Origin of the sequence: Clostridium sp. CCUG 7971, from assembly GCF_017590215.1 — a bacterium.
Classification (GTDB): domain Bacteria; phylum Bacillota; class Clostridia; order Peptostreptococcales; family Peptostreptococcaceae; genus Faecalimicrobium.
This window is the reverse complement of record NZ_JAFFPK010000155.1, coordinates 1-11,356: the sequence shown is the minus strand read 5'-3', so window position 1 is coordinate 11,356 and position 11,356 is coordinate 1. Positions and strand designations below refer to the sequence as shown.

Genomic DNA, 11,356 nt, shown 5'->3' with positions numbered 1-11,356 from the left:
CTTTATTTTATATATTTATAGATGTATTTTCAGAAAATTCTACAAAAAAAGAACATTTTCGACAATATAACATATAATATATTAAGAAAATTGAAAAAAGATTTTCTTAATATAATATAAGGGAGATAAATTAATTATGAGTTGTCAAAATTTTAGATGTTTTAGAGACTGTGATAGAGATAGAGATAGAGACAGAGATAGATGTTTTAGAGAATGCGACAGAGACAGAGACAGATGTTTTAGAGAATGTGATAGAGAAGACAATATGCCTAATGGAATGCAAAGACATGTCCATGAACTTGAAGAAAGCGTAAAACTAGCAGAAATGTGTGAAGATAGACATAACCACCGTACTGCAGCTGTTACTGGTCAAGCGATACCAATAAATAATGGAAGAAACCATGTTCATAGAGTTGATACTAGAACAGATTTCTTAGATCATTTCCACAGAATAGATGTATTTACAGGACCTGCTCTATTTATACCAGGTACTAACAAACATATTCACCTTGTAAGAGGATTTACTTCAGTTAATGATGGTCATAGACATGCATTCTTATTTACTACACAAATAGATGCACCGTTAGTATAAATTTGAGTTGTTTAAATACGTGTATATTAACTAAATAGTTAAATAATAAATGAGCATAATTATGTTTTATTATACAAACTAATTATGCTCATTTTTATTATTAAATACTAATTTTAGGTAATTGGCTACATTTGTATTGATAATAATTGGCAAAAAAAGTATTGTATTGTATATATTTAAATGAAATTATCTAAATACTATTCAATGGGGTGTTTGCTATGGAACTAAAAGATATAATAGATAAGAGGATAGATAAAAAATTAAAATTACATGAAGCAATAGATAAGTATGGAATAAAAAGTAGTGAAGTATTAAAACTAAGCCGTGAGTTAGATGTATTAATTACTAAAGAAATAAAGCTAAAAGAAAAATTAGATAAATCTAATTTGTAGCATAACAAATTAATAAGGGGAGTTTTTATTGAATAAGAAAGTAATGTTTATAGCACTAGTATTAGTGCTATTTATTAGTTTTGGAAGTATAATGGTCGATAAAAAATCTAAGTATGATGAAATTAATCATAAAAAATACTTTGACGATTTAAATAAAAAATATATACCCAGTCATGATAAAGTAATGAATCTATTTGTAATTGTATATTATAATTTTATTAATAAAAACAATTATGAAGCATTAATAAAATTTGAAGTGGGTGAAAAAGAATTAATTTCAAATGAGTTGTATGAAAAAAATAAAAAAAATTTAAGGTTATTACTATTTTCAAAAAATACTAAAGCTAGTATTGCTGCGAAAATAGGTGTTAGTTATGGAGTTGATAGAGAATTAAAAGAACTTGAAAAATCATTAAAAAAATTTAAAAGACAAGATAAGTTAGATATTTATCTTAATGAAAAGTCAGGTTATGATGATTCAAAAATAAAATGGTCAAATGAATATAGAAATTTGATTAATAATTTAACTAGTATAAAAGAAAGTCAAAGAAATATAAAGAGAATACTTGATGTCGATTTAAAAAATACAAATTCGAAATTAAAAATATTACAATTGCAAAGGACACATTTAGAGTATTTTGTAGTATTTATAATAATTATAATGTTATTAGTATTAATTATAATAATACATGAATATAGGAAAAAAAAAGCAAAAAATGAAATTTTAAGTCATAATGTGGAAATATTAAATAAACAATTAGATTACCAGTGGAAACATTATAATGATATAAAAAAACATCAAGATGAGGTAAAAAGGCACTGGCATGATATAAAAAGACATTCTTTTTTAATATTAAATCTTATAGAAAATGAAGAATATCAAAAAGCCAAAGATTATATAAGGTCTATAACAGAAGAAATTTCAGAAGTAGAAAATAAAAAAGTAAGTAAAAATAAAATAATTGATGCTATATTAAGTAATAAAATAGAAGAGTGTAATTTAAAAAATATAAATTTAACTATGGATATAAAAATACCTGAAACGCTTAATATAAATGATTTTGATATATGCGTTATATTTGGAAATATATTAGACAATGCTATAGAAGCTTGTGAAAATATAAATAATGATGAAATAGGAAAATATATAGATATAAAAAGTAAGCTTATAAATAAACAATTATATATTTACATAGAAAATAGCAAAGAAGGAGATATAATAGAGAAAAAAAATAAATTTATAACTTCTAAAAAAGATAAATATAATCACGGATTAGGATTAGAAAATGTAAAAAAAAGTATAGAAAAATATAATGGAAAAATAAGAATTAATTATGATAAAAACATATTTAAACTATCTATACTAATGAAAAATTAGAAAAACAAAGTAATCCGAGTTGGATTACTTTATTTTTAGGAATCAAAAGAATTCAAATTTAGTAAATATTACAATATATGTATAAAATCAAAAAATAAATCTTCTATCTTACGCACAAACTTTCGGCTAACAGGAATTTTTGTATCATTTAAAAGAGTTATTTCAGATGATGAAAGTTCTGTTATTTTACTAATGTTAACTATATAACTTCGATGGCATTTCGAAAAACCATAATCACAAACTCTCTTATTTACATCATCAAACTTACCATAAAATTCAATAGATTCATTATCTAAATGAGCAATTACTTTTCTATTAAAAGCCTCAAAATAGTTAATGTCAACTAAAGGAATAGCTATTAATTTGCTACCTTGATTTATTTTAAATAACTTAGTATTAGTATTATATAAATTATCTAATGCTCTCAGAAATTCTTTAGTAATAGCATCTTTAGATAATGGTTTTAATAAATAATTTAAAGCTCCAACTTCATAACCATCTAATATATAATCCTTACTATAGCTAGTTAATATAATTTGTGTACCGTTATTAAATTCATTTATAATTTTAGCGATTTCTATACCAGAAATAGACTCTAATATTATATCAAGAAATATGATATTGCTATGATTATCATGCTTTTTATATGAATCAATAAATTTCTCCCCAGATTCGAATTCTTTTATATTTAGGCTTAAACAATGCTGAATTGATATATATTCTAATGTGCTCCTTATGAAGTCTCTAACTACTTTATCATCATCACAGATAGTTACATTAATCATGAAAAACCTCCCCCTTTATCGGTAAATATGAAAAATGATTGTCCTACTAAGTATATACTATATGAATATTGTTTTGATACTAATTTGATACTAAAAAATATTGTTTTACAACAAAAAAAGACAAATAAATCACATAAAATATTTTAACATGAAATTATTAGTAAAATATTACAATTGAATTTATTTATAAAAATCTATAATATAAAATAAATTCAATTGTAATCTTAATTAAATAAGAAGAAAATTTGAAATATAAGATTATAGACTTGTAAAAAGGGTAAATATTTAAGTATAGCAAAATAATTATTTATAAGATTAGTTAAATTAAGCTAATCTTTTTTATTTATAAATTAAAAAATTTTAAATTAGAATAGTTGTATATGCAACTAAAATAATGTATAATAAAGTAGTTGCATATACAACTAAATGGGTGTATAATGAAATCTTGTGTATACAATAAACAAACTTTGGATGGTGAGATTTTAATGGCTAGAAATAATGATTATATTGGGAAATATATTTCTCAATTATATAGAAAAGGAAATTCGTTTATAAGTAGAGAGCTTTGTAATGTAGGGATAGGATCTGGCCAGTTTATGTTTTTAATGGAGCTATATAGGCAAGATGGTAGATCTCAAGAAGAACTATCAGAAGTATTGAATATAGATAAAGGAACTACAGCAAGAGCGATAAAAAAGTTAGAAGAAGAAGGCTTTTTATTAAGGATAAAAGATGAAAGAGATAAAAGAGCCTATAAACTTTATTTAACAGATAAAGGTAAAGATGTAAAAGAAGATATACAAGATGTTTTAATGGCGTGGGAAAACATGATAACATCTCAATTAAACGAAGAAGAAAAAGACACAATGAAATTATTATTAAAAAAAATATGTAAAATTAAATAAGGAGGAGAATATATGGCAAATCAACAAATGTTAGGAACGGAACCTATAGGTAAATTACTTTTAAAATATTCTGTACCAGCAATCATCGGTATGATAGTAAATGCTTTATATAATGTAGTCGATAGAATATTTATAGGAAATATACCGAATGTAGGAGCGTTAGCAATAACAGGTGTAGGAGTAACAATGCCTATAATGACTATAATACTTGCCTTTGGAATGTTAATAGGTGTAGGAGCTACTGCGAACATATCTATTAAGTTAGGTCAAGGTAAAAAAGAAGAGGCAGAAACTATAATAGGAAATACAATAACTTTATCTGTAATAGTTAGTTTGCTTATAAGTATAATAGGTATACTATTTGGAGATATAATATTAAAAATGTTTGGAGCTAGTGATGCTACTTTACATTATGCAAAATCTTATATTTATATAATATTAGGTGGTACTTTATTTAATACAATTGCATTTACATTAAATAATACTATAAGAGGGGATGGAAACCCAAAACTTGCAGCAACAATAATGGTTGTAGGATGCTTAACTAATATAGTATTAGATAAATTATTAATATCTGAGTTTAATATGGGAATAAAAGGTGCTGCTATAGCTACTGTAACTTCTCAAATGGTTACAGCGATATGGGCATTAATGTATTATCTTAGAGGTAAGTCTAATTTGAAATTTAGAAAATCTAGTTTAAAACTTGATAAATCACTGGTTAAGTTAATATTTGCAATAGGATCTGCTCCATTTGCAATGCAAATAGCAGCAAGTTTAGTTCAAGTAATATCTAATAATGCACTAAAGGCATACGGAGGAGATTTAGCAATAGGTGCTATGGCTACAATATCTTCAATATCTATGATATTCTTAATGCCTGTATTTGGTATAAACCAAGGAGCTCAACCTATAATAGGATTTAACTATGGAGCCAAGCAATACGATAGAGCGAATAAAACATTTAAAATATCAGCAATAGTAGCTATTATATTAATGACCATTGGATGGATTTTAATGCAAGCAAAACCAGAGCTTATAGTTGGAATGTTTAATAAAGACCCAAAACTTATGGATATAACAATAAATGGAGCTAAAATATATCTATTTATGTTACCTATAGTAGGGATATCTATAACAGGAAGTAATTATATGCAATCTGTTGGTAAAGCTAAATCAGCGATGATATTAGGTTTACTAAGACAGGTAATATTATTAATACCTATGATAATGGTACTTCCTAAATTCTTTGAATTAAATGGAGTTTGGTATGCACAACCTGTATCAGATTTCTTATCAACTATGATAACTATAGTAGTATTAGTTAAAGAATTAGGAAGATATAAAACAGATAATACTGAAGAAGAAAAAGAACTAAAAACTGAATTTCAATCGTAATAAAGTAAATTATGATTTAGCATAGATTTAAAATAAAAAATCTATGCTTTTTTATTTTAAATCTAACGATACTTGCAAGTTTAGTAAGGAATCAAACTATTGAAAAATCTTAAATGCAAGAAATTGTATAAATTGTATACAAAATTGTGAATTTAGTATATATTTTAAATATTGTTGACAGTCCGAAAATTGAGCTGTATAATTATTTCGAAATATATAAAAATTTTTAAGGATTGAAAGGATGCCAATATGAACAAGACAAATAAGGACGTAATAGTAGTAGGATTTGCGTTATTTGCAATGTTTTTCGGCGCAGGAAACTTAATATTTCCGCCATTTTTAGGAGTGATATCAGGAGAATCTTGGATTACAGGATTTAGTGGATTTGTTATAGCAGACGTAGGATTAGCATTATTAGCAATAATAGCAGCAGCAAAATGTGGAGGAGATATAAACAAGGTACTTGGTAGACCAGGCAAAAATCTTTCGATAGTACTAGGCACGGCAATAATGATATGCCTTGGACCTCTTTTAGCAATACCTAGAACAGCAGCAACGACTTTTGAAATGGGAGTAGCACCATTATTTAGTGGAGCTAATCCAATAATATTTTCGGTAATATTCTTCGCAGTAACATTAATATTAACAATAAGACCATCAAAAGTAGTAGATATAATAGGGCAATTTTTAACACCAGCTCTTCTTATAGCACTTGCAGTATTAATAATTAAAGGAATAATATCTCCACTTGGAGCTATTAATCCAAAACCAATGATAGAGAATGTCTTTGCAGAAGGTGTGGCACAAGGTTATCAGACGATGGATGCATTAGGTGCAGTAGCACTATCTACAGTCATAATAACATCATTAGGCAATAAAGGTTATACTAATGCTAATGAAAAAGTTAAGTTAACTATTAAATCGGGTGTAGTTGCAGCAATAGGGCTATGTTTTGTATATGGTGGATTAACTTACCTTGGAGCAACAGTATCAAAACTTTATGGCCAAGATGTTGTACAAACCACTTTAATAGTTGAAATGACTGCATCACTTCTTGGTCAACCAGGAAAGATAATACTTTCAGCTATAGTTGGATTAGCCTGCTTAACAACAGCAGTAGGGCTTACATCGGCCACAGGTCAATTCTTTGAAAGTCTTACTAAAGGAAAGCTAAAGTATGAAGTGATAGTTACAATAGTTTGTATATTTAGTGCAATAGTATCAAACTTTGGAGTAAGTACAATAATAAAATTCTCAGCTCCAATACTAGATATGGTATACCCAGTAACTATTGTATTAGTAATAATGACGTTATTTGGAAATAAAATAAAAAATAATAATGCATTTAAGGGTGCAGCGTATATGGCTTTAATTATAAGCATACTGCCATTTGCGAATAAGTTTGGCTTAGATACATCTTTCCTTTCTAAACTACCATTTGCACCATTAGGATTCAACTGGATAGTGCCAGTTGTAATAGCTGGAGTTATAGGAAACTTTATACCATCAATAGGTAATAATGAAATTAAAGATAGAATAGATAGAGCTAATTAATGAAAATCGTTGATACTTATAGTATCAACGATTTTTTATGTACAATAAAATTATATTTTTAATATTTTAATTTAAAATGAACCGTTTTAAAAGTTGCGACGATAATGTATAAGGAAAGGGGTGATATTATTGGAGTTGGATGAAATAGAAAATCTTATAGATGAGTATGGTGATATAATATATAAATTTTGTATAAAGATTACCCAAAATAAAGATGATGGAGAAGATTTATACCAGCAAACATTTTTAAAGGCAATGGAATTAAGACATAAATTAAACAAAAATAAAAATCCAAAAAGCTTTTTAATATCTGTATCAATAAAATTATGGAAAAATTCTATAAGAAAAAATATTAGACGAAATACAATTGCTCCAAGGATAAATATTGATGAATATGAATCTTTAGATATAAAAGATACTAAAGTAAATATAGAAACAGCAATTATAAATAAGGAAATAGAGTTTGAAGTGAACTTAGTTGTATCAAAACTAGAAGATAAATTTAAATTTCCGATTATTATGTATTATACAGCCCAGATGTCAGTTGAGGAGATATCTAAATCACTAAAAATACCTAAAGGTACTGTTAAAAGTAGACTACACAAAGCTAGGATTATAATAAAGGATGGATTGGAGGCTATGGGATATGAAAGAATATAAAAATATAGATGATTTACTAAAAACTTCTCTTTCATGTGATAAATTACCATCTACAGATTTAAATGAAAGTTTAAAGTTTAAAATTGAAAATAAAGCTAAAGAAGACAAAGGAATTTCTATTTGGTGGCTACCAATGGTTGTATCTATAGCTATCGGAATGTTTACTTTTATAGGAGTAAGGATGTTTGTATCTAGACTATTAATACAAAATATACTACTTACTTTATGCTTTATAGCTGTATTTTTCAATATTATAATGACATTTATTGGTCTTAGATATTTTGAACTTAAGAAAGGAGCGAAAATTATTATATGAATACATTTTTAGGATTAGGATTATGTTTATTATCAATAGTTGTAATGGGGATATTTTTGGGACTTTGGACATATAGGGATGCAAGTAATAGAGGTTTAAATGCAGCTCTTTGGACTGCAATAGTAATACTTGGACCAAATGGAATAGGGCTTTTAATTTACTTTTTAGTGGCTAGAAAGCAAAATAATGTTAAGTGTAGCAATTGTGATAGCAATATATCAAATTCTTCTAAGTACTGCATAAACTGTGGTACTTTAGTATCTAATGCTAAAGAAATAGAAAAAAGACCGACAAAACATTTTCTAATTGGATTTATAGTTAGCTTTATAATAGCTGCTATGTGTTTTGGGTGGACTATTTTTAGTGTAATTAATAATGAAGATTTTGAGATTAAGAGTGGAATGTCTTTATTTCTTTTAGAGACTAATACAAAAAGTAAGTGGAATATATCCTACTATAAATCAACATCAAAGTTTTCTAGAAATATAAATAAAGAAGATAATACGCCATCTACTTTATTTGTAGAAGCAAAAAGTGATGAAGGTGATTTAGGATTAAAATTAGAACAGGGAAGTAAAGAAGAGATTTTAGATATTAAGGATACTAATGGAATTAAAGAAATAGATTTAAGCGATTTTAATAATGGAAAAATTAAATTAACTTTAATAAATCAAGATTGTAAGGGTGTAGAGTTTAAATCTTATTGGGATTAATAATATAAAAGGGGAGTAATAAATAATATGAATATTTTAGAATTACTTAAAGAGTCTCTTTCACAAATAATATTTTTTTCATTTATACCATTTATATGGTGGCTAATTACAGCTAGAAAAAAGGAAAATTTCTTTTCATGGATTGGCATAAAAAAAGTGGATGGAGATTATAAAAAGATTTTTACATGTATTTTTATATTTGTATTTTCTTGTATTATATCTCAAGTATTTTTAGTTCCAAATTTAGTTCCAGATAATGTTACAATTCAAAGTTCTTATGCAGGTAAGGGTATTTCAGCATTAATTCCTATATTATTATTTTCTATGATAAATACTGGATTATCTGAAGAAATATTTTTTAGGGGATTTCTTGGAAAAAGATTATGTAGTAAGTTTGGATTTACAGCTGGAAATTTAATACAAGGATTGTTATTTGGACTTTTACATGGGGCAATGCTTTTTATTGTAATAACACCTTTTAAGGCATTAATAATAACACTTATAACTGGATTTGGCGGGTGGCTCCTTGGATATACTGCAGAGAAAGCCTCAGGAGGATCTATAATTCCTAGTTGGCTAATACACGGAATTGGAAATTTAATTCTTTCAATGCTACAAGCATTTGGTATGATTTAATTTTAATAATAAAAGCTGAACTTAAAGTTCAGCTTTTATTATTTTAAGATGATAAATTTTTATAATAATCCAAGATAGCTTATATATTTTAAATAAAATAAATATGATGTATACTAAGTTATATCTATAAAAAATATAAAGTGTAAAATATTACTCAAACTAAGGAGAAAACTATGAAAGATAAAAGTGTAAAAGAGATAAAAGAAATAGTTGATAGTCTATCTACTGATAGCTATTTAGAATATATAGAAATACTAAGAAATGATGAGAGAAAATCTGTTCAAAATCTAGCTGTAAAAATGGCTAAAAAGTTGGATGCTATAAGAAAAGAAAATGAAAGATTAGAAACAATAAACATATTTGAAAATGATGGATACAATAAAGGATACCTATATATAGGTGGAATAGATGAAGCTGGTCGTGGTCCACTTGCTGGTCCTGTTGTGGCAGCTGTAGTAGTATTTAAATCAAATACGAAGATAGAAGGAATAAATGACTCTAAGAAGATAAGTGAAGCTAAAAGAGATGAATTATTCGATATAATAAAGGAACAAGCCCTAGATTATGGAATAGGTATAGTTAATAATAATGAAATTGATGAATTTAATATATTACAAGCTACTTATATGGCTATGAAAAAAGCTATAAATTGTTTAGAAAAAGCTCCAGATTATTTATTAATAGATGCAACAACTATACCAGGAGTTGATACACCTCAAAAGCCAATAATTAAAGGAGACTCAAAATCTATATCAATAGCAGCAGCAAGTATATTAGCTAAAGTTACAAGAGATAGTATAATGTATCAATATGATGAAATGTATCCAGAGTATGGATTTAAAAGTCATAAAGGTTATGGGACAAAAGAGCACTATGAAGCTATTGAAAAGCATGGTATAACTCCTATACATAGAAAGAGCTTCTTAAAGAATGTGTTATAATATAAAGGTATAAATTAAAATTTATAATGGGGGAAGAAAAATGGATTATAAAGAAATGCTAAAAAATGCACGTGAAAATTTAAATAAAAGTTGTAGGGTATGTAAATCATGTAATGGTGTTGTTTGTGCAGGAGAAGTTCCGGGAATGGGTGGTAAAGGAAGTGGATCATCATTTATAGAAAACTTCAATTGCTTAGATAAAGTAAAAATAAATATGAGAGTTATACATAATGTATCAAAGCCTGATATGAGTATAGAGCTATTTGGTAAGAAAATGGATGCCCCTATATTTGCAGCTCCTATAACTGGAACTACTTTAAATATGGGTGGAAAAATAACTGAAAGAGAATATATAAAACCGGTAGTTAAAGGGTGTATAGATGGTGGAATTTATGCTATGGTTGGAGATACAGCTGTAGATGAATTCTTAATAGAAAACTTAAGTGTACTAAAAGAAAATAACGGTGAAGGAATTGTATTTATAAAGCCTTGGGAAAACCACGATATAATAAAAAAGATAAAGCTAGCTGAAGAAGCAGGAGCATTTGCCGTTGGTGTTGATATAGATGCTTGTGGATTAGTTACATTATCAATGCATGGAAAAACTGTAGTTCCTAAAAATATGGATGCTATAAAAGAATTAAAAAAATCTACAAATCTTCCATTTATATTAAAAGGTATAATGACACCTGAAGATGCTATTATGGCAGTAGAATGTGGAGTGGATGCTATAGTTGTATCAAATCATGGTGGAAGAGTATTAGACTCTACACCAGGAGCTGCTGAAGTACTTCCTTCAATTGCTAAAGCTGTTAAAGGTAAAGTTACTATACTTGTAGATGGTGGAATTAGAACTGGAGTAGATGTTCTTAAGATGATAGGTCTTGGAGCAGATGCTGTATTAGTTGGAAGACCATTTGTAACTGCTTCATTTGGTGGAGGAGTAGAGGGTGTAAAAACTTATGTGAAGAAACTGAAGTCTGAATTAAGTAGTACTATGATATTAACAGGATGTCAGACTATAAATGATATAGATGAAAAAGTGATATACAAAAGCATATAAAAGAAAAAGAGTATATCTAATAA

Annotated in this window: 13 protein-coding genes; 12 read left to right on the top strand and 1 reads right to left on the bottom strand. The window is 26.9% G+C overall.

Going from position 1 to position 11,356, the window contains the following annotated elements; genetic code table 11:
• The first annotated feature begins 265 nt into the window (after nucleotides 1-265).
• From JWF52_RS17025 to JWF52_RS17015, 3 genes are all read left to right on the top strand, one after another.
• Nucleotides 266-592 carry a YmaF family protein gene (locus JWF52_RS17025; protein WP_353654971.1) on the top strand — a complete coding sequence of 109 codons (327 nt, stop codon included), beginning with the start codon at nucleotides 266-268 and terminating at the stop codon, nucleotides 590-592.
• A gap of 218 nt (nucleotides 593-810) precedes the next feature.
• A complete protein-coding gene (locus tag JWF52_RS17020; protein ID WP_208334692.1) occupies nucleotides 811-984 on the top strand; it encodes a Spo0E family sporulation regulatory protein-aspartic acid phosphatase in 174 nt (57 codons plus the stop codon).
• A gap of 28 nt (nucleotides 985-1,012) precedes the next feature.
• Nucleotides 1,013-2,362, top strand: a complete 1,350-nt coding sequence (locus JWF52_RS17015; protein ID WP_208334691.1) for a sensor histidine kinase — start codon at nucleotides 1,013-1,015, stop codon at nucleotides 2,360-2,362.
• A 68-nt stretch (nucleotides 2,363-2,430) separates the two neighbouring features.
• Here the strand turns inward: JWF52_RS17015 and JWF52_RS17010 are convergent, their stop codons facing one another.
• Nucleotides 2,431-3,147: a LytR/AlgR family response regulator transcription factor gene (locus tag JWF52_RS17010; protein WP_208334690.1), complete on the bottom strand. Its 717-nt coding sequence runs from the start codon at nucleotides 3,145-3,147 to the stop codon at nucleotides 2,431-2,433.
• A 437-nt stretch (nucleotides 3,148-3,584) separates the two neighbouring features.
• On the opposite strand from JWF52_RS17010, the gene JWF52_RS17005 reads away from it, so the two are divergent.
• From JWF52_RS17005 to JWF52_RS16965, 9 genes are all read left to right on the top strand, one after another.
• Nucleotides 3,585-4,052 carry a MarR family winged helix-turn-helix transcriptional regulator gene (locus JWF52_RS17005; RefSeq protein WP_286184244.1) on the top strand — a complete coding sequence of 156 codons (468 nt, stop codon included), beginning with the start codon at nucleotides 3,585-3,587 and terminating at the stop codon, nucleotides 4,050-4,052.
• Nucleotides 4,053-4,064: 12 nt separating this feature from the next.
• Entirely contained in the window at nucleotides 4,065-5,450 is a 1,386-nt protein-coding gene (locus JWF52_RS17000; RefSeq protein WP_208334689.1) for an MATE family efflux transporter, read from the top strand.
• Nucleotides 5,451-5,699: 249 nt separating this feature from the next.
• Entirely contained in the window at nucleotides 5,700-7,004 is a 1,305-nt protein-coding gene (brnQ, locus tag JWF52_RS16995; protein ID WP_208334688.1) for a branched-chain amino acid transport system II carrier protein, read from the top strand.
• 129 nt (nucleotides 7,005-7,133) lie between these two features.
• Nucleotides 7,134-7,664 carry an RNA polymerase sigma factor gene (locus JWF52_RS16990; protein ID WP_208334687.1) on the top strand — a complete coding sequence of 177 codons (531 nt, stop codon included), beginning with the start codon at nucleotides 7,134-7,136 and terminating at the stop codon, nucleotides 7,662-7,664.
• Nucleotides 7,651-7,980: a hypothetical protein gene (locus JWF52_RS16985; protein WP_208334686.1), complete on the top strand. Its 330-nt coding sequence runs from the start codon at nucleotides 7,651-7,653 to the stop codon at nucleotides 7,978-7,980. The genes JWF52_RS16990 and JWF52_RS16985 overlap by 14 nt, the downstream gene beginning before the upstream one ends.
• Nucleotides 7,977-8,693 (top strand): zinc ribbon domain-containing protein, encoded by a 717-nt coding sequence (locus JWF52_RS16980; protein ID WP_208334685.1) that lies wholly within the window; start codon nucleotides 7,977-7,979, stop codon nucleotides 8,691-8,693. Before JWF52_RS16985 ends, JWF52_RS16980 begins: the two co-directional genes overlap by 4 nt.
• Before the next feature lie 27 nt (nucleotides 8,694-8,720).
• Entirely contained in the window at nucleotides 8,721-9,329 is a 609-nt protein-coding gene (locus JWF52_RS16975) for a CPBP family intramembrane glutamic endopeptidase (RefSeq protein WP_208334684.1), read from the top strand.
• Between the two features lie 173 nt (nucleotides 9,330-9,502).
• Nucleotides 9,503-10,270, top strand: a complete 768-nt coding sequence (gene rnhB, locus JWF52_RS16970; protein WP_208334683.1) for a ribonuclease HII — start codon at nucleotides 9,503-9,505, stop codon at nucleotides 10,268-10,270.
• 40 nt (nucleotides 10,271-10,310) lie between these two features.
• A complete protein-coding gene (locus JWF52_RS16965; RefSeq protein WP_208334682.1) occupies nucleotides 10,311-11,333 on the top strand; it encodes an alpha-hydroxy-acid oxidizing protein in 1,023 nt (340 codons plus the stop codon).
• Nucleotides 11,334-11,356 lie beyond the last annotated feature (23 nt).

Excerpts from the sequence above, each read along its gene's own strand:
- JWF52_RS17025 (WP_353654971.1), top strand. The coding sequence starts at position 266 with ATGCCTAATGGAATGCAAAGACATGTCCATGAACTTGAAGAAAGCGTA.
- JWF52_RS17020 (WP_208334692.1), top strand. The coding sequence starts at position 811 with ATGGAACTAAAAGATATAATAGATAAGAGGATAGATAAAAAATTAAAA.
- JWF52_RS17010 (WP_208334690.1), bottom strand. The coding sequence starts at position 3,147 with ATGATTAATGTAACTATCTGTGATGATGATAAAGTAGTTAGAGACTTC.
- JWF52_RS17005 (WP_286184244.1), top strand. The coding sequence starts at position 3,585 with ATGAAATCTTGTGTATACAATAAACAAACTTTGGATGGTGAGATTTTA.
- JWF52_RS17000 (WP_208334689.1), top strand. The coding sequence starts at position 4,065 with ATGGCAAATCAACAAATGTTAGGAACGGAACCTATAGGTAAATTACTT.
- brnQ (WP_208334688.1), top strand. The coding sequence starts at position 5,700 with ATGAACAAGACAAATAAGGACGTAATAGTAGTAGGATTTGCGTTATTT.
- JWF52_RS16985 (WP_208334686.1), top strand. The coding sequence starts at position 7,651 with ATGAAAGAATATAAAAATATAGATGATTTACTAAAAACTTCTCTTTCA.
- JWF52_RS16980 (WP_208334685.1), top strand. The coding sequence starts at position 7,977 with ATGAATACATTTTTAGGATTAGGATTATGTTTATTATCAATAGTTGTA.
- JWF52_RS16975 (WP_208334684.1), top strand. The coding sequence starts at position 8,721 with ATGAATATTTTAGAATTACTTAAAGAGTCTCTTTCACAAATAATATTT.
- rnhB (WP_208334683.1), top strand. The coding sequence starts at position 9,503 with ATGAAAGATAAAAGTGTAAAAGAGATAAAAGAAATAGTTGATAGTCTA.
- JWF52_RS16965 (WP_208334682.1), top strand. The coding sequence starts at position 10,311 with ATGGATTATAAAGAAATGCTAAAAAATGCACGTGAAAATTTAAATAAA.